9 protein-coding genes are annotated in these 18,467 nt (G+C 67.7%); 7 read left to right on the forward strand and 2 right to left on the reverse strand.

The features are described 5' to 3' along the window. Positions 1–130: 130 nt before the first annotated feature. Together ACS5PN_RS02195 and ACS5PN_RS02200 are read right to left on the reverse strand one after the other, a co-directional pair. Positions 131–10,474, reverse strand: coding sequence for a beta strand repeat-containing protein (locus ACS5PN_RS02195; protein WP_439462310.1), 10,344 nt, complete (start codon positions 10,472–10,474; stop codon positions 131–133). Between the two features lie 321 nt (positions 10,475–10,795). Continuing rightward, positions 10,796–11,449: a GntR family transcriptional regulator gene (locus tag ACS5PN_RS02200; RefSeq protein WP_439462311.1), complete on the reverse strand. Its 654-nt coding sequence runs from the start codon at positions 11,447–11,449 to the stop codon at positions 10,796–10,798. Positions 11,450–11,530: 81 nt separating this feature from the next. On the opposite strand from ACS5PN_RS02200, the gene scpA reads away from it, so the two are divergent. From scpA to ACS5PN_RS02235, 7 genes are read left to right on the forward strand one after another with little or no spacing between them, the layout of a single operon-like run. After that, positions 11,531–13,717: a methylmalonyl-CoA mutase gene (scpA, locus tag ACS5PN_RS02205; protein ID WP_439462312.1), complete on the forward strand. Its 2,187-nt coding sequence runs from the start codon at positions 11,531–11,533 to the stop codon at positions 13,715–13,717. Further along, positions 13,717–14,142, forward strand: coding sequence for a GNAT family N-acetyltransferase (locus ACS5PN_RS02210; RefSeq protein ID WP_439462313.1), 426 nt, complete (start codon positions 13,717–13,719; stop codon positions 14,140–14,142). The genes scpA and ACS5PN_RS02210 overlap by 1 nt, the downstream gene beginning before the upstream one ends. After that, the gene (meaB, locus tag ACS5PN_RS02215) at positions 14,139–15,104 is read left to right on the forward strand and encodes a methylmalonyl Co-A mutase-associated GTPase MeaB (RefSeq protein WP_439462314.1); all 966 of its coding nucleotides are present in this window, start codon (positions 14,139–14,141) and stop codon (positions 15,102–15,104) included. The genes ACS5PN_RS02210 and meaB overlap by 4 nt, the downstream gene beginning before the upstream one ends. Continuing rightward, positions 15,101–15,490, forward strand: a complete 390-nt coding sequence (locus tag ACS5PN_RS02220) for a VOC family protein (RefSeq protein WP_439462315.1) — start codon at positions 15,101–15,103, stop codon at positions 15,488–15,490. Before meaB ends, ACS5PN_RS02220 begins: the two co-directional genes overlap by 4 nt. 12 nt (positions 15,491–15,502) lie before the next feature. Then, positions 15,503–17,035, forward strand: a complete 1,533-nt coding sequence (locus ACS5PN_RS02225; RefSeq protein ID WP_439462316.1) for an acyl-CoA carboxylase subunit beta — start codon at positions 15,503–15,505, stop codon at positions 17,033–17,035. After that, positions 17,032–18,177: a hypothetical protein gene (locus ACS5PN_RS02230; protein WP_439462317.1), complete on the forward strand. Its 1,146-nt coding sequence runs from the start codon at positions 17,032–17,034 to the stop codon at positions 18,175–18,177. Before ACS5PN_RS02225 ends, ACS5PN_RS02230 begins: the two co-directional genes overlap by 4 nt. Then, positions 18,174–18,464 (forward strand): helix-hairpin-helix domain-containing protein, encoded by a 291-nt coding sequence (locus tag ACS5PN_RS02235; RefSeq protein WP_439462318.1) that lies wholly within the window; start codon positions 18,174–18,176, stop codon positions 18,462–18,464. Before ACS5PN_RS02230 ends, ACS5PN_RS02235 begins: the two co-directional genes overlap by 4 nt. Positions 18,465–18,467: the final 3 nt, after the last annotated feature.

The raw sequence follows: 18,467 nt of genomic DNA on the forward strand, positions 1-18,467 counted from the left end.
GGCGGAGGACTCCCGTGCAGTCATGCTAGGGACGAGTCCATGAACTCAAGCGGCAAAAAGGCCGGCTTTCCCGACCCAGGGCCGACCGTTCGGCGGGAGCGCCGAACGGAGTGGAACGATTTCACGAACCTCATAGCCAGCTGCCGCCGTTGTTGCGCCGGTGTTCGTCTTCCTCGGCCAGCTTGCGGTCGATGGCTGCGACGTGGGCGTCGGCCGACGGCTGCTGTGCGGCCGCCTTGGCCAGGTCGACATGCTCCGAGCCGAGCAGCGGGGCCGTCGGCGGTGCCAGCACGTCGTGCAGGCTGACCGTGGCGTCCTTGCCGTCGTCGGCCTTCTGCGGCTGCACGTCCTTGGCGAACCAGACGTCGGCCACCTCATGCTTGCCGCCGTCGGTCGTCGTGTAGCTGGAGACCAGGCCGATGAGGTTGCCGTTGTCGCTGCCCGAACCCTTGGTGGCGTTCAGGTCGAGCGAGGTGATGCCCAGCTCGTCCAGGGTCTTCAGCTCGCCCGCGTCGGTCTTGCCGTCGTGGTTGGCGTCGACCCAGACCTTGAGTTCCTTCCAGTTGGCGTCGTGGCTGTCCAGCTTGCCGTCGTGGTTGCTGTCCTGCTCGGCCATGGCGGCATAGCCGTCCTTGGCGTGCTTGCCATTGGCCAGGACGGTGCCCATGCCGAACAGCTCGTTGCCGTTGTTGATGACGCCGTCGTGGTTGCGATCCATGACCAGCAGGCCATCGTTGCCGGCCACCCAGCCGACCTTGTGGCTCTGGCCGGTACCCAGCAGGTCGAAGTTGACGCCCTGGGCGGCGGCCAGCGTGTTGACGCCGTGGCCGTCCAGGTCGAGCACGATGGGCGTCACGTTGAAGTAGGCGTTCATCTGCGCCGCGCTCATCTCGCTGAAGGTCGTGCCTTGCAGCGCGTCGAGCTGGGCCATGCTCATGGCGGCAATGTCGCGGGTCTCCAGGCCGCCGATCTGGTCGGTCGTCAGGCTGTGGACCTGGTCGGTCGTCAGGGCCGCCGCGTGGGCCGTGGTCAGCGCGGTGATCTGCGTCGCCTTCAGCACGCTGAACTCGTCGGTCGTCAGCGCCTGGATCTGCGCGTTGCTCATCGCCGCGATATGCGAGGTGCTGAGGGCGCGCACATCGTCGGTCTCCAGCGCCGCGACCTGGGCGTTGGTGAAGGACTTGACCTGGTTGGTCGTCAGGGCCGCGAACTGCGCGGTCGTGAAGGTGTTCAGGTCGTCCGTTGCCAGGTTGCTGATCTGGCTGGTCGTCAGCACCGAGACCCGCGTGCCCAGGCCGGTCAGCTGATCGGTGGTCAGCGCGCCCAGCTGGTTGTTCGTGATCGCCTGCAGCGAGGCCGAGCTCAGCTTGGCCAGGTCGTCGGAGTCGATGGCGACGATCTGGTCGGTGGACAGCGAGTTCACCTGGGCCGTCGTCAGCACCGCGACCTGGGCCGAGCTCATGGCCGTCATGTCGGCGGCATTCAGGCCGTGGATCTGGGCCGTGGACAGCGACATGATCTGGGCCGTGCTCAGGGCCGCGATGTGCTCGGTCTGGAACGAGGCCATCTGGTCGGAACTGAGGCTGGACAGGGCCACCGTCGTCACGGCGCGCAGGTCGGCCGTCTGCAGGTTGGACAGCTGGTCGGTCGTCAGCGCACCGAACTGGCTGGAACTCATGACCGCGAAGTGCTGGGTGCCGAAGGCATTCAGGTCGTCCGTCGTCATGTGCGAGACCTGGCCAGCCGTCAGCGACTGCACCTGGCCCGTCGTCATGCGGGCGAACTGGTCGGTCGTGAAGGCGTTCAGGTCGTCGCTGTTCATCGTCGACAGCTGGACCGTCGTCAGCGAATTTACCTGGGCCGTCGTCAGCGACTGCAGCTGGTCGGAGGTCAGGCCGTCGATCTGGCTGCTGGACAGGGCACGCAGGGCCGCCGTCGTCAGGAAGCGCATGTCGCCGGTCTCGATGGCGGACAGCTGGTCGGTGCTCAGCGTCTGCAGCTGGGCCGAGGTCAGCACCGCCACCTGGCCGGTGCCCATGGCGGTCATGTCGCCAGCGGTCAGGCCCTGGACCTGGGTCGTCGTCAGCGTGGTGATCTGGGCCGTCGACATCGAGCCGACTTCATCCGAGGTCAGCGCATGGATCTGATCGGAGCTCAGGCCGCGCAGGGCGTTGGTGGTGACGGCACGCAGGTCGGCCGTCTCCATCCTGGACAGCTGGTCGGTCGTCAGCGCGCCGAACTGGCTGGACGAGAGTGTGGCGAACTGGGCCGAGCCCATGGCGTTCAGGCTGTCGGTGGCCAGGTTGCTCAGCTGCGTCGTCGTCAGCGCCTGCACCTGGCCCGTCGACAGGCGGGCGACCTGGTCGGTCGTCAGCACATTGAGGGCGTCGGTGTTCAGGCTGACGATCTGCGGGCTGGTGGTCAGCGCATTCAGCTGGGTGCTGGTCAGGGCGCGCAGCTGGTCGGTGGTCAGGCCGTCGATCTGGGCGCTGCTCAGGGCGCGCAGGGTCGCCGTCGTCAGCGCCTTCATGTCGGCGGCATCGATGGCCGACAGCTGGTCGGTCGACAGGTTCTGGGCCTGGGCCGAGCTCAGGGCGGCGACCTGGGCAGTGCCCAGGGCCGTCATGTCGCCGGCCGTCAGGCCCTTGACCTGGGCGGTTGTCAGCGCGGCGATCTGGCCGGTGGACAGGCTCGCCACCTCGTCGGTGGTCAGCGAGTTGATCTGGTCGGAGCTGAGGCCACGCAGGGCGTTGGTGGTGACGGCACGCAGGTCGGCCGTCTCCATCTTCGAGAGCTGGTCGGTCATCAGCGCGGCGAACTGGCTGGACGACAGCGTGGCGAACTGGGCCGAGCCCATGGCGTTCAGGCTGTCGGTCGCCAGGTTGCCGAGCTGGGTCGTCGTCAGCGCCTGGATCTGCGAGGTCGACAGGCGGGCGATCTGGTCCGTCGTCAGGACATTCAGGTCGTCGGTGTTGAGGCTGATGACCTGCGGGTTGGTCGTCAGCGCATTCAGCTGGGCGCTGGTGAGGCCACGCAGCTGGTCAGACGTCAGGCCGTCGAGCTGGGTGCTGGACAGGGCGCGCAGAGCGACCGTCGTCATGGCCCGCATGTCGGAGGCGTCGATGGCCGCCAGCTGGTCGGTCGACAGGGCCTGGACCTGGGCCGAGTTCAACACTGCGACCTGCGCCGTGGACAGGGCGGTCATGTCGGCCGCCGTCAGGCCTTGGACCTGGCCAGCCGTCAGTGCGGCGATCTGGCCGGTGCTGAGGCTGGACACCTCGTCCGAGGTCAGCGAGTTGATCTGGTCGGAGGACAGGCCACGCAGGGCGGTGCTCGTCACCGAGCGCAGGTCGGCCGTCTCCATCTTCGAGAGCTGGTCGGTCGTCAGCGCGGCGAACTGGCTGGACGACAGCGTCGCGAACTGGGCCGAGCCCATGGCGTTCAGGCTGTCGGTGCCCAGATGGCTGAGCTGGCTGGTCGTCAGCGCCTGGACCTGAACCGTCGACAGCTTGTTGAACTGGTCGGTCGTCAGGACGTTGAGGTCGTCGGTGTTCAGCGTGCGGATCTGGTCCGTCGTCAGCGAGTTGATCTGGCCGGAGCTCAGGGCGCGCAGCTGGTCGCTGGTCAGGCCGTCGAGCTGGGTGCTGGACAGTGCGCGCAGGGCGGCTGTCGTCAGCGAGCGCATGTCGCCGGCATCGATGGCGGACAGCTGGTCGGTGCTCAGCGACTGGGCCTGGGTCGAGCTCAGCACGGCGACCTGGGCTGTGCTCAGGGCCGTCATGTCGGCGGCCGTTAGGCCTTGCACCTGGCTGGTGGTCAGCGAGCCGATCTGGCCGGTGCTGAGGCTGGACACCTCATCGGACGTCAACGAGTTGACCTGGTCGGACGACAGGCCACGCAGGGCGGAGGTCGTGACGGCGCGCAGGTCGCCCGTCTCCATCTTGGACAGCTGGTCGGTCGTCAGCGCGCCGAACTGGCTGGACGACAGCGTGGCGAACTGGGCCGTGCCCAGGGCGTTCAGGCTGTCGGTGGTCAGGTGGCTGAGCTGGCTGGTGGTCAGTGACTGGACCTGGGCCGTTGTCAGCTTGTTGAACTGGTCGGAGGCCAGGCTGTTCAGGTCGTCGGTGTTCAGCGTGCTGACCTGGGCCGTCGTCAGCGACGCGATCTGGCCGGAGGACAGGCCGCGCAGCTGGTCGGAGGTCAGGCCGTCCAACTGGGTGCTGGACAGGGCGCGCAGGGCGGCCGTCGTCAGCGAGCGCATGTCGGAGGCGTCGATGGCCGACAGCTGGTCGGTGCTCAGCGACTGGGCCTGGGCCGAGGTCAGGGCGGCGACCTGGGCGGTGCCCAGGGCCGTCATGTCGCCGGCGGTGAGGCCCTGGACCTGGGTCGTCGTCAGCGTCGTGATCTGGGCCGTCGACATCGAGCCGACTTCATCCGAGGTCAGCGAGTTGATCTGGTCGGAGCTCAGGCCGCGCAGGGCATTGGTCGTGACGGCACGCAGGTCGGCCGTTTCCATCTTCGAGAGCTGGTCGGTCGTCAGGGCGCCGAACTGGCCGGACGACAGCGTGGCGAACTGCGCCGAGCCCATGGCGTTCAGGCTGTCGGTGGCCAGGTTGCTCAGCTGGGTCGTCGTCAGGGCTTGGATCTGGCCGGTGGACAGGCGGGCGACCTGGTCGGTCGTCAGCACATTCAGGTCGTCGGTGTTGAGGCCGATGACCTGCGGGTTGGTCGTCAGCGCATTCAGCTGGGTGCTGGTCAGGGCGCGCAGCTGGTCGCTGGTGAGGCCGTCGATCTGGGTGCTGGACAGGGCGCGCAGGGCGGCCGTCGTCAGTGCCTTCATGTCGGAGGCATCGATGGCCGACAGCTGGTCGGTCGACAGGTTCTGGGCCTGGGCCGAGCTCAGGGCGGCGACCTGGGCCGTGCCCAGGGCCGTCATGTCGCCAGCCGTCAGGCCCTTGACCTGGGCCGTCGTCAGCGCGGCGATCTGGCCAGTCGACAGGCTCGCCACTTCATCGGTGGTCAGCGAGTTGATCTGGTCGGAGCTGAGGCCGCGCAGCGCATTGGTGGTGACCGAGCGCAGGTCGGCCGTTTCCATCTTGGACAGCTGATCCGTCGTCAGCGAGCCGAACTGGCTGGAGTTCAGCGTGGCGAACTGGGCCGAGCCCATGGCATTCAGGCTATCGGTGGCCAGGTTGCTGAGCTGCGTCGTCGTCAGCGCCTGGACCTGCGAGGTCGACAGGCGGGCGATCTGGTCCGTCGTCAGGACATTCAGGTCGTCGGTGTTCAGCGTGATGACCTGAGGATTGGTCGTCAGCGCATTCAGCTGGGTGCTGGTGAGGGCGCGCAGCTGATCTGAGGTCAAGCCGTCCAGCTGGGTGCTGGACAGGGCGCGCAGGGCGGCCGTGGTCAGCGCCTTCATGTCGGCGGCGTCGATGGCCGACAGCTGGTCGGTGCTCAGCGCCTGGGCCTGGGCCGAGTTCAGCACGCCGACCTGGGCGCTCGACAGGGCCGTCATGTCACCGGCCGTCAGGCCCTTGACCTGGGTGGCCGACAGGGCGGCGATCTGGCCGGTGGACAGGCCGGCCACCTCGTCGGTGGTCAGCGTCAGGATCTGGTCGGAGGACAGGCCGGCCAGGGCCGTCGTCGTGACGGCGCGCAGGTCGGCCGTCTCCATCTTGGGCAGTTGGTCGGAGGTCAGCGAGCCGATCTGGCTGGACGACAGCGTGGCGAACTGGGCCGAGCCCAGAGCGTTGAGGCTGTCGGTGCCCAGATGGCTGAGCTGGTTGGTCGTCAGCGACTGGATCTGGCCGGTCGTCAGCTTGTTGAACTGGTCGGAGGCCAGCGTGTTCAGGTCATCCGTGTTCAGCGTGCTGACCTGGGCCGTGGTCAGGGACACGATCTGGCTGGACGACAGGGCGCGCAGCTGGTCGGAGGTCAGGCTGTCCAGCTGGGTGCTGGACAAGGCGCGCAGGGCGGCCGTCGTCAGGAAGCGGACGTCGGCGGCTTCGATGGCGGACAGCTGGTCGGTGGACAAGGCCTGGGCCTGGGCCGAGTTCAGCACGCCGACCTGGGCCGAGGTCAGGGCCACCATGTCGCCGGCCGTCAGGCCCTTGACCTGGGTGGCCGACAGCGCGGCGATCTGGCCGGTGGACAGGCTGCCCACCTCGTCGGAGGTCAGCGTCAGGATCTGGTCGGAGGACAGGCCGGCCAGGGCCGTCGTCGTGACGGCGCGCAGGTCGGCCGTCTCCATCTTGGGCAACTGGTCGCTGGTCAGCGAGCCGAGCTGGCTGGACGACAGCGTCGCGAACTGGGCCGAGCCCATTGCGTTGAGGTTGTCCGTCGTCAGGTTGCTGAGCTGGGTCGTCGTCAGCACCTGCACCTGGGCCGTGGACAGCTTGTTGAACTGGTCGGTCGTCAGGACGTTGAGGTCGTCGGTGTTCAGCGTGCGGACCTGGTCGGTCGTCAGCGAATTGATCTGGCTGGACGACAGGGCGCGCAGCTGGTCGGAGGTGAGGCCGTCGAGCTGGGTGCTGGACAAGGCGCGCAGGGCCGAGGTGGTGAGCGCGCGCATGTCGGAAGCGTCGATGGCCGACAGCTGGTCGGTCGACAGGTTCTGGGCCTGGGCCGAGCTCAGGGCCGCGACCTGGGCGGTGCCCAGGGCCGTCATGTCGCCGGCGGTCAGGCCCTTGACCTGGGCCGTCGTCAGCGCGGCGATCTGGCCGGTCGACAGCGAGCCGACTTCATCGGAGGTCAGCGACTGCACCTGGTCGGAGCTGAGGCCGCGCAGGGCATTGGTGGTGACCGAGCGCAGGTCGGCCGTCTCCATCTTGGAGAGCTGGTCGGTGGTCAGCGCGCGGAACTGGTCGGAGGACAGCGTGGCGAACTGGGCCGAGCCCATGGCGTTCAGGCTGTCGGTGAGCAGGTTGCTCAGCTGGGTGGTCGTCAGCGCCTGGACCTGGGCCGTGGACAGGCGGGCGATCTGGTCCGTCGTCAGCACGTTGAGGTCGTCGGTATTCAGGCCGACGATCTGCGGGCTGGTGGTCAGCGCATTGAGCTGGGCGCTGGTCAGGGCGCGCAGCTGGTCGCTGGTCAGGCCGTCGATCTGGGTGCTCGACAGGGCGCGCAGGGCCGCCGTCGTCATCGACTTCATGTCGGCGGCATCGATGGCGGCCAACTGGTCGGTGGACAGGGCCTGGGCCTGGGCCGAGCTGAGCACGGCGACCTGACTGCTGGACAGGGCCGTCATGTCGGCCGCCGTCAGGCCCTTGACCTGGGTGGCCGACAGCGCAGCGATCTGGGCCGTGGACAGGCCGGCGACCTCATCGGAGGTCAGCGTCAGGATCTGGTCGGAGGTGAGGCCGGCCAGGGCTGCCGTCGTGACGGCGCGCAGGTCGGCCGTCTCCAGCTTGGGCAGCTGGTCGGAGGTCAGCGAGCCGAGCTGGCTGGAGGTCAGCGTCGCGAACTGCGACGAGCCCATGGCGTTGAGGCTGTCGGTGGCCAGGTGGCTGAGCTGGTTGTTCGTCAGCGCCTGGACCTGGGCCGTGGACAGCTTGTTGAACTGGTCGGACGTCAGGCTGTTGAGGTCGTCCGTGTTCAGGGTGCTGACCTGGGCCGTCGTCAGCGAATTGATCTGGCCGGACGACAGCGCGCGCAGCTGGTCGGACGTCAGGCCGTCGAGCTGGGTGCTGGTCAGGGCGCGCAGGGCGGCCGTGGACAGGAAGCGGACGTCGCCGGTCTCGATGGCGGCGAGCTGGTCGGTGTTCAGCGCCTGGGCCTGGGCGGAGCTCAGCACGCCGATCTGGGCCGTGGACAGGGCCGTCATGTCGCCGGCCGTCAGGCCCAGGACCTGGCCGGTCGTCAGCGCGCCGATCTGGGCGGTGGACAGGCTGGACACCTCGTCGGAGGTCAGCGTGTTGATCTGGTCGGAGCTGAGGCCGCGCAGCGCATTGGTGGTGACGGCGCGCAGGTCGGCCGTCTCCATCTTGGGCAGCTGGTCGCTCGTCAGCGCGCCAAACTGGGTCGAGCTCAGCGTGGCGAACTGGGCCGAGCCCATGGCGTTCAGGCTGTCCGTCGTCAGATTGGCCAGCTGGGCCGTCGTCAGTGCCTGGACCTGGGCCGTGGAAAGCTTGTTGAACTGGTCAGACGTCAGGACGTTGAGGTCGTCGGTGTTCAGCGTGCGGATCTGATCCGTCGTCAGCGCATTGATCTGGCTGGACGACAGGGCGCGCAGCTGGTCCGAGGTCAGGCCGTCGAGCTGGGTGCTGGTCAGGCCGCGCAGGGCCGCCGTGCTCAGCGAGCGCATGTCGGCGGCGTCGATGGCCGACAGCTGGTCGGTGCTCAGCGAGGTGATCTGGGCCGATCCCATGGCCGCGATCTGGGCGGTGCCCAGGGCCGTCATGTCGGCGGCGCTCAGGCCCTTGACCTGGGCCGTCGTCAGCGCGGCCACCTGGGCCGTCGTCAGGCTGGACACCTCGTCGGTGCTCAGGGTCAGGATCTGGTCGGAGGACAGGCCGGCCAGGGCCGCCGTCGTGATGGCGCGCAGGTCGGCGGTCTCCAACTTGGGCAGCTGGTCGGTCGTCAGCGCGCCGACCTGGGCTGAGGTCAGCGTGGCGAACTGCGACGAGCCCATGGCGTTGAGGCTGTCGGTGGCCAGATGGCTCAGCTGGGCCGTCGTCAGCGCCTGCACCTGGGCGGTGGAGAGCTTGTTGAACTGGTCGGACGACAGGCTGTTCAGGTCGTCGGTGTTCAGGGTGCGGATCTGGTCCGTCGTCAGCGCATTGATCTGGCCCGAGGTCAGGGCGCGCAGCTGGTCGGAGGTCAGGCCGTCGAGCTGGGTGCTGGTCAGGCCGCGCAGGGCGGCCGTGCTCAGCGACTTCATGTCGGCCGCATCGATGGCCGACAGCTGGTCGGTATCCAGGGCGGACACCTGGGCCGAGTTCAGCGAGGCGATCTGGGCCGTGCCCAGGGCCGTCAGGTCGCCGGCGGTCAGGCCCTTGATCTGGGTCGTCGTCAGTGCGGCGATCTGGCCGGTCGTCAGCGAGCCGACCTCGTCGGAGGTCAGGACCTTGATCTGGTCGGAGGACAGGCCGCGCAGCGCGTTGGTGGTGACGGCGCGCAGGTCGGCCGTCTCCATGGTCGGCAGCTGGTCGGTCGTCAGCGCGCTGAACTGGGCGGAGCTCAACGCGGCGAACTGGGCCGAGCCCATGCCGTTCAGGCCGTCCGTCGTCAGATGGCTGAGCTGGGCCGCCGTCAGCACGGCGACCTGGGCCGTCGAGAGCTTGCTGAACTGGTCGGACGTCAGGCTGTTCAGGTCGTCCGTGTTCAGGGTACGGACCTGGTCGGTCGTCAGCGAAATGATCTGGCTGGACGACAGGGCGCGCAGCTGGTCGCTGGTCAGGCCGTCGAGCTGGGTGCTGGTCAGGGCACGCAGGGCACCCGTCGTCAGCGACTTCATGTCGGCCGCATCGATGGCCGACAGCTGGTCGGTGCTCAGCTGGGACACCTGGGCCGAGCTCAGCACGGCGACCTGGGCGGTGTCCAGGGCCGTCATGTCGGCGGCCGTCAGGCCCTTGACCTGGGCCGAGTTCAGCGCGGCGATCTGGCCGGTGGACAGCGAGGCGACCTCATCGCTGGTCAGCGTCAGGATCTGGTCGGAGGACAGGCCGGCCAGCGCCGTCGTGGTGATGGCGCGCAGGTCGGCCGTCTCCATCTTGGGCAACTGGTCGGAGGTCAGCGAGCCGACCTGGTTGGCCGACAGGGCCGCGAACTGGGACGAGCCCATCGCGTTGAGGCTGTCCGTCGTCAGGTGGCTGAGCTGACCCGTCGTCAGCGACTGCACCTGGCCGGTGGTGAACTTGTTGAACTGATCCGACGCCAGCACATTGAGGTCGTCGGTGTTCAGGGTGCTGACCTGGGCTGTGGTCAGGGCGGTGATCTGGCTGGACGACAGGGCGCGCAGCTGGTCGCTGGTGAAGCCGTCCAGCTGGGTGCTGCTGAGGGCGCGCAGGGCGCTGGTGGTCAGGAAGCGGATGTCCGTCGCTTCCAGGGCGGACAGCTGGTCGGTCGACAGGCCCTTGACCTGGCTGGAGGTCAGGGCACCGACTTGGGCCGTCGTCAGGGCCACCATGTCGGCGGCGTTGAAGCCGCGCATCTGGGTGGTGGTGAGTTGCAGGATCTGGCCGGTGCTCAGGGCCTGCAGCTGCTCGGTGGCCAGGTAGCCGATCTGGTCGGAATTGAAGCCGCCGATGGACGCCGTCGAGATGGCGCGCAGGTCTTCGGTCTGGAAGGAGCGCAGCTGGTCGCTGCTCAAGACAGAAAGGCCGCTGGAGGTGATCACAGCGGCCTGTACGGTGGTCAGCGCAATCAGCTGGTCGGTGCTGAAGGCAGCCCAGTCCTCGGTCGTGAAATCCCGGATCGTGGTCGTGGTCAGACCAGGGATCTTGGAGACCGGAATGAAGGGGACGATGCTTGCCATGTTTTTTACCTGCTGTGCTGACGGGCGTCGCCTCGGGAAGGTGACGGCCTGCGACCCAGGGCAACCCGGCCGTTGCCCGCGGCCAAGTCGTATCCCTAGATTTCAAGTGCTTCGATCGGTTATCGGGCCGCCCTGGCATGACTTGAGGAACAAAGTCTCAAATCGGCCGGAATGGCCCGAAAACGGGCCTGCCGCCGCCGCTCCGGACACCCGGACCGGGGGTGGTTTACCCAGTAATTGCCATGCTAGTAAGGACTTAGCGAAGTCACGCGCCGATAAGCGCAGGCTTTCGGTGGCAGTTCACGCACCACCCATCTGCCTTCACGGAGCTGTCTGCGTCGCGCTCAGTCCGTTACAAAAATGGGCTGAAACCAGCCCCCGGCAGGCCGTCGCATCCCGCGACAGCAGCGCCTTGACGATGGCGCGGTGTTCGTCCAGCGATTCCGCCAGCCGTCCCTCCCGGAACAGCGAATGGTGGCGGTTGAGCTTCATCAGCCGGCGCAGGTCGCCGACGATCTGCAGCCGCCAGCGGTTGCCGTCGATTTCCAGCACGCGCAGGTGGAAGCGCTCGTTGGCGGCAAAGAAGGCGTCCCGGTCGGGCAGGGCGGCTTCGAGCGCCTCGTGCAGTTCGCCCAGCTCGTCCAGCTCGGCGTCGGTCGCCCGGACGGCCACTTCGGCGGCGGCGTCACTTTCGAGAAGGGAGAGCAGTTGATAGGCTTCCCGAACGTCCCGCTCGCTCATCTCCGTCACATAGGCGCCGCGACGCAGCTTCATCGTCACCAGGCCTTCAGAGGCCAGCACCTTCAGCGCCTCGCGCATGGGTGTGCGGCTGATGCCCAGCTCGGCGCAGAGCTTGAGTTCGTCGATCCAGGAGCCCGGCTCCAGCTCCCGCGTCAGGATGCGCTGGCGCAGCCGGTCGGCGACCTGCTCATACAGAGCGAGGCTGGCGAGGGGGGCAGCGGAGGTGTCGGACATGGGCCGAGTGTAGCGATTTTGAATTCATAATTATGAATAATCGTTCGGCTAAGATGCCGCCCCAGTTACAGGAGAGTTTCGATGTCGGACGCCAGCCAGACCACCGGGGGCCAGGGGGACGCCCCGGAGTTCAAGACCGCCACGCTGGAGCAGTGGAACAAGGCCGCCGCCAAGTCGGCTCCGGGCGGCGACGTGAGCGCGCTGAACTGGGTCACGCCTGAAGGCCTCACGGTCAAGCCGCTCTACACCGCCGCCGACGTGGCCGACCTGCCGCATGCCGACACGCTGCCCGGCTTCGAGCCCTTCCTGCGCGGCCCGCAGGCCACCATGTATGCCGCAAGGCCCTGGACCATCCGCCAGTACGCCGGCTTCTCCACCGCCGAGGAGAGCAATGCCTTCTACCGCAAGGCGCTGGCCGCAGGTGGCCAGGGCGTGTCGGTGGCCTTCGACCTGGCCACCCACCGCGGCTATGACAGTGACCACCCGCGCGTGACCGGCGACGTCGGCAAGGCCGGTGTGGCCATCGACTCGGTGGAGGACATGAAGATCCTGTTCGACGGCATCCCGCTGGACAAGGTATCGGTCTCCATGACCATGAACGGCGCCGTGCTGCCGGTGCTGGCCGGCTATGTGGTGGCGGCGGAAGAGCAGGGCGTGAGCCAGGACAAGCTGGCCGGGACCATCCAGAACGACATCCTCAAGGAGTTCATGGTCCGCAACACCTATATCTACCCGCCGGAGCCGTCGATGCGCATCGTCGGCGACATCATCGAATACACGGCGCGGGAGATGCCCAAGTTCAACTCCATCTCCATCTCCGGCTATCACATGCAGGAGGCGGGCGCCAACCAGGCGCTGGAGCTGGCCTTCACGCTGGCCGACGGCCAGGAGTATGTGAAGACGGCCATGGCCAAGGGCTTGAGCGTGGACGACTTCGCCCCGCGCCTGAGCTTCTTCTGGGCCATCGGGATGAACTTCTATCTCGAGATCGCCAAGATGCGCGCGGCCCGCCTCTTGTGGACGCGCATCATGAAGGGCTTCGGCGCGACCAGTCCCAAGAGCCTGATGCTGCGCACCCACTGCCAGACCTCGGGATGGAGCCTGACCGCCCAGGACCCGTACAACAACGTGGTGCGCACCACCATCGAAGCCATGGCCGCCGTCTTCGGCGGCACGCAGAGCCTGCACACCAACTCGCTGGACGAGGCCATCGCCCTGCCCACCGAGTTCAGCAGCCGCATCGCGCGCAACACCCAGCTCATCATCCAGGAAGAGACCCACATCACCAGCGTCGTCGACCCCTGGGCCGGCAGCTACATGATGGAAAAGCTCACCCAGGACATGGCCGACAAGGCCTGGGAAATCATCGAGGAAGTGAATGCCCAGGGCGGCATGATCAAGTCGGTGGACTCGGGCTGGGCCAAGCTGAAGATCGAGGCGAGTGCCGCCGAAAAGCAGGCGCGCATCGACTCGGGCCAGGACGTCATCGTCGGCGTCAACAAATACAAGCTGGCCAAGGAAGACCCCATCGACATCCTTGACGTAGACAACGTCAAGGTTCGCGACGGCCAGATCGAGCGCCTCAAGCGCATCAAGGCCACGCGTGACACCGCTGCTGTAAAGGCTGCGCTGGCCGCGCTGACGCAAGCCGCCGAGACCGGCGAAGGCAATCTGCTGGACCTGGCCATCAAGGCCGTGCGCCTGCGCGCGACGGTGGGCGAGGTGTCCGATGCACTGGAAGCCGTCTTCGGCCGCCACCGCGCCGACACTCACAAGGTCAGCGGCGTCTACGCGGCCGCCTATGACTCGGCCGAGGGCTGGGCCAAGTTGCAGGGCGAGATTGCCGCCTTTGGCGACGAACAGGGCCGCCGCCCGCGCGTGATGATCGCCAAGCTCGGTCAGGACGGCCACGACCGCGGCGCCAAGGTGGTGGCCACCGCGTTTGCCGACCTCGGCTTCGACGTCGACATCGGCCCGCTGTTCCAGACCCCCGAGGAATGCGCTCGCCAGGCCATCGAGAACGATGTGCACGCGGTCGGCGTGTCGACGCTCGCCGCCGGTCACAAGACCCTGGTGCCGGCCATCATCGAGGAGCTGAAGAAGCAGGGCGCCGACGACATCATCGTCTTCGTCGGTGGTGTCATCCCGGCCCAGGACTACGACTTCCTCTACCAGGCCGGCGTCAAGGGCGTCTATGGCCCGGGCACACCGATTCCGGCCAGCGCCAAGGACGTGCTGGAGCAGATCCGCATCAAGGTGGCGGCCTGATGACGCCAACGCTGGCGCCCGTCGCCGACGCCGACTTCGAGGCCATGCTCAGCATCCGCATCGAGGCGCTGCGCGAGAGCCTGGAGCGGCTGGGCCGCTTCAGCCCCGAAGTCGCGCGGGAGCGGCTGAAGAGCCAGTTCCGGCCGGAGTGGATGCAGCATCTAGTCGTGGACGGCGAACGCTTCGGCTACTTCACCGTCGAGCCGCGTGAGGCTGAGCTGCGCCTGCACCACCTGTATCTGCGTCCTGAAGCGCAAGGGCAGGGCGTCGGCGCGTGGGTGATCGACCAGATCAAGTCGCGCGGCCTGCCCATCACGCTGGCCGCGCTGCGCGAAAGCCGCGCCAACGACTTCTACCTTCGCCATGGCTTCAAAGTGGTGGAGGAGCAGGACTTCGACATCGAATACCGCTGGGAGGCCGCTTGAGCCTGGCCGCGCCGCTGCAAGCCGGTGACCGCCGCGCGCTGGCCAAGGCCATCACGCTGATCGAGTCGACGCGGGCCGACCACCGCGAGCAGGCCGATGCGCTGCTGACCGAGCTGATGCCGGCCACCGGCGGCGCGCTGCGTCTGGGCATCTCCGGCGTGCCGGGCGTGGGCAAGAGCACCTTCATCGAGGCCTTCGGCATGTTCCTGCTGGAGCGGGGCCACCGCGTGGCGGTGCTGACGGTGGACCCCTCCAGCACCCTGTCCGGCGGCGCCATCCTGGGCGACAAGACGCGCATGGAAAAGCTGTCCATGGACCTGCGCGCCTTCATCCGTCCCAGCCCCAGCAGCGGCACGCTGGGCGGCGTGGCCGAGAAGACGCGCGAAGCCATGCTGCTGTGCGAGGCGGCGGGCTATGACGTCGTCATCGTCGAGACCGTCGGCGTCGGCCAGAGCGAGACGGCCGTGGCCGGCATGACCGACCTCTATCTGCTGCTGCAGCTGCCCAATGCCGGCGACGACCTGCAGGCCATCAAGAAAGGCGTCATGGAGCTGGCCGATCTGGTCGTCATCAACAAGGCCGACCTGGACGACGTGGCTGCCACGCGCGCCCAGGCCCAGATCACATCGGCGCTGCGGCTGCTGCCCACGCATGCCCATGCGTCGCAGCGCGTCATGAAGGTCAGCGCGCTCAAGGCCGATGGCATCGCGCCCGTGTGGGACGCGCTGACGGCACTGCGCACGGCGAGTGAAGCGAGCGGCGCCTGGGCTGCCAAGCGCCGCGAGCAGTCGCTGGCGTGGATGTGGTCCCGCATCCAGTCCGGCCTGAAGCAGGCCTTTGTCGCCCATCCCGGCGTACAAGCCCAACTCGAAGCCGCCACCGTGGCCGTGCGCGAAGGCCGCACGCCGGCATCCGCCGCGGCCCGCCAGTTGCTGGCCATTTTCAGGAACGCTTCTTCATGATCACCGGCCTGCATCACATCAATTTGCGCGCCCCGGCCGAGCTGCTGGCCACGCTGCGCGACTTCTACCGCGACGTGCTCGGCCTGGAGCAGGGCGAGCGGCCGAACTTCGGCAGCCCGGGCTACTGGCTCTATGCCGGCGGCCACCCCATCGTCCACCTGTCCACGCAGCGCGCCGACGAGCCTTTGCGCGGCCCGGTCGACCCGGCGGCGCCGACGACCTACGACCACACGGCCTTCCACGGCACCGATCCCGTGGCGACGGCGGCGCATCTGCGCGCCCGCGGTGTGGCCTTCCACGAGTCCCGCTCGCCGGTGACCGGCCAGCACCAGTTCTTCTTCCAAGACCCCGCCGGCAACGGCGTGGAGATCAATTTCCCGTTTTGAAAGCCATCCACCATGCATGACATCCTGCAAGCCCTCGAAGCCAAGCGCGCCCGCGCGCGGCTCGGCGGTGGCGAGAAGCGCATCGCCGCCCAGCACGCCAAGGGCAAGCTGACGGCCCGCGAGCGGCTGGAGCTGCTGTTCGACGAAGGCAGCTTCGAGGAATGGGACATGTTCGTCGAGCACCGCTGCGTCGACTTCGGCATGGCCGACAACAAGATCCCTGGCGACGGTGTCGTGACCGGCTACGGCATGATCAACGGCCGCCTGGCCTTCGCCTTCAGCCAGGACTTCACCGTCTTCGGCGGCGCCCTCTCCGAGTCCCATGCCGAGAAGATCTGCAAGGTGATGGACCAGGCCATGAAGGTCGGCGCCCCGGTCATCGGCCTCAACGACTCGGGCGGCGCGCGCATCCAGGAAGGTGTCGCCAGCTTGGGCGGTTATGCCGACGTCTTCCAGAAGAACGTGCTGGCCTCGGGCGTCATCCCGCAGATCAGCATGATCATGGGCCCCTGCGCTGGTGGCGCGGTCTACTCGCCGGCGATGACGGACTTCATCTTCATGGTGAAGGACAGCTCGTACATGTTCGTCACCGGCCCCGAGGTCGTGAAGACCGTGACCCACGAGGAAGTGACGGCCGAGGAGTTGGGCGGCGCGACCACTCACAACAGCCGCAGCGGCGTGGCCGACCTGGCCTTCGAGAACGACGTCGAGGCGCTGTTGATGCTGCGCCGCTTCTTCAACTACCTGCCGCTGTCCAACCGCGAGAAGGCGCCTTGCCGCCCCAGTGGCGACCCGGTTAACCGCCTGGACTACTCGCTGGACACCCTGGTGCCCGAGAACCCCAACAAGCCTTACGACATCAAGGAACTGATCCTCAAGGTCGTCGACGACGGCGATTTCTTCGAGCTGCAGCCCGACTACGCCAAGAACATCGTCACCGGCTTTGCGCGCATGGAAGGCCAGACGGTGGGCATCGTCGCCAACCAGCCCCTGGTGCTGGCCGGCTGCCTGGACATCAAGAGCAGCATCAAGGCCGCGCGCTTCGTGCGCTTCTGCGACGCCTTCCACATCCCCGTCGTCACCTTCGTCGACGTGCCCGGCTTCATGCCCGGCACCTCGCAGGAGTACGGCGGCATCATCAAGCACGGCGCCAAGCTGCTCTACGCCTACGCCGAGGCCACGGTGCCCAAGATCACCGTCATCACGCGCAAGGCCTACGGCGGCGCCTATGACGTGATGGCCTCCAAGCATCTGCGCGGCGACGTCAACTTCGCCTGGCCGAACGCCGAGATCGCGGTGATGGGCGCCAAGGGCGCGGTGGAGATCATCTTCCGCGAGGACAAGAAGGACCCGGCCAAGCTGGCCGAGCGCGAGGCCGAATACAAGGCCCGCTTCGCCAACCCCTTCGTGGCTGGCGCCCGCGGCTTCATCGACGACGTCATCCAGCCGCATGAGACGCGCAAGCGCATCTGCCGCAGCCTGGCGATGCTGAAGGACAAGAAGCTGGAGAACCCGTGGCGCAAGCACGGGAATATTCCGCTGTGAGGCGCCTGCTCTGCACCTTCGCGCTGGCCGCCTTGGCCACCGGCGCACAGGCCGCGGAACATCGCGATGCCACCAGCAACTGTGCCGTGATCGCACCGAGATACCTCGGCAGCAACGACTATGTCTTCAGCTACCAGGGCGGCTGCCGCGACGGTCTGGCCGAGGGCAAGGGCCGCGCCAGCTGGGCGCTGCGCCTGTCGCCTCAGAACGCCGAAACATGGGCCGGCCGCTTCAGCGCCGGCGTCTACCTCCCCGAGCCCTCGGAGGGACTCAAGGCGCGCCTGCTGCATGGGGAAGACGTGCTGTTCGACCTCGGTCCGCTGCCCAAGCTGCAAGGCATGAGCCCGCGCCTGGCCGTGGAGGCGACCGGCGATCTGAAGCAATACGCCGACCCCTGCAAGCCCGCGACCTTGTTCGTGCTGCAGGCCGATGGTCCCGCGATTGCATCGGACGAGGTGGCGCAGCAATTGCTGCGCTCGGCCCTGGACAAGCTCAAGGCCCGCTGCGGCGACGACCGCTTGCGCGAACGCGGGCGCCCCGGCGGCGAGCGCATGAATCTGCGCGTGCGTGCCGTACCGCAGCCCGAACTGGAGACCGACAAATACGGCAACGTAACGGGCGTGGTCACCGAAGGTTCGCTGTCCCTGGACCCCAGCAAGGGCTTCATGCAGTACAGCAACACGGCGGCCAGCCAGCAACGCCAGCGCCAGGCACGCGAGGAGAGAGAGGCGCTGAAGCAGGCCAATGCACAGCGCCTGAAGGAGTTCGCCAAGCCGGCCGGCGCCGCGATCTGGGTGAGCATGCAGGCCCTGGCCCAGAACCCGTTCCGCTACCAGGACCAGGTGGTGCTGACCGCCGCGCGGCTGGATGAGGTGGTGTCGCCCACGCGTGCCCGCGTGTTGGGCACCGGCGGCGGCTACCAGAGCAGCTATGGCCTGATCGAAGGCGAGGGCCTGGCCAAGTGGGAGCCCGGTGCCCGCGTGCTGGCGGTGCGGGTGGTGGGGCGCTTGCCCAATACCGACGCCGATCTTCCCGCCGGCTTGCAGCTGCGGCTGGTTGGCCAACTGGCGTGCGCGCAGGGCGACTGCGGTGACCGGCTGGTCCTGCCCGCTCCGCTGCGCGACGGCGAGGCGCTGCCATGAGCAAGGCCGGCTGCGCCGCCGAGGCGTTCAAGCTCACCGACATCCCCAACATCGGCAAGGCCATGGCCGCCGACCTCGTGCAACTGGGCCTGCCCACGCCCGCGCATGTGAAGGCCATGGACCCGTACAAGACCTACGACCGCCTGCGCGACGCCCAGGGGCGCCTGCACGACCCTTGCGTGCTGGACACCTTCATGGCCGCGCATGACTTCATGAACGGCGGGCCCGCCCAGCCGTGGTGGAACTTCACCGAGCAGCGCAAGAAGCTGCTCGGCAAGACGAAATAAAGA

Source organism: Roseateles sp. NT4, assembly GCF_051857475.1.
Classification (GTDB): Bacteria; Pseudomonadota; Gammaproteobacteria; order Burkholderiales; family Burkholderiaceae_C; genus Pelomonas.

Bases quoted from the DNA above. Each gene is read 5' to 3' on its own strand.
- ACS5PN_RS02195 (WP_439462310.1), bottom strand. From the start codon at position 10,474: ATGGCAAGCATCGTCCCCTTCATTCCGGTCTCCAAGATCCCTGGTCTG.
- ACS5PN_RS02235 (WP_439462318.1), top strand. From the start codon at position 18,174: ATGAGCAAGGCCGGCTGCGCCGCCGAGGCGTTCAAGCTCACCGACATC.
- ACS5PN_RS02225 (WP_439462316.1), top strand. From the start codon at position 15,503: ATGCATGACATCCTGCAAGCCCTCGAAGCCAAGCGCGCCCGCGCGCGG.
- ACS5PN_RS02210 (WP_439462313.1), top strand. From the start codon at position 13,717: ATGACGCCAACGCTGGCGCCCGTCGCCGACGCCGACTTCGAGGCCATG.
- ACS5PN_RS02220 (WP_439462315.1), top strand. From the start codon at position 15,101: ATGATCACCGGCCTGCATCACATCAATTTGCGCGCCCCGGCCGAGCTG.
- ACS5PN_RS02200 (WP_439462311.1), bottom strand. From the start codon at position 11,449: ATGTCCGACACCTCCGCTGCCCCCCTCGCCAGCCTCGCTCTGTATGAG.
- scpA (WP_439462312.1), top strand. From the start codon at position 11,531: ATGTCGGACGCCAGCCAGACCACCGGGGGCCAGGGGGACGCCCCGGAG.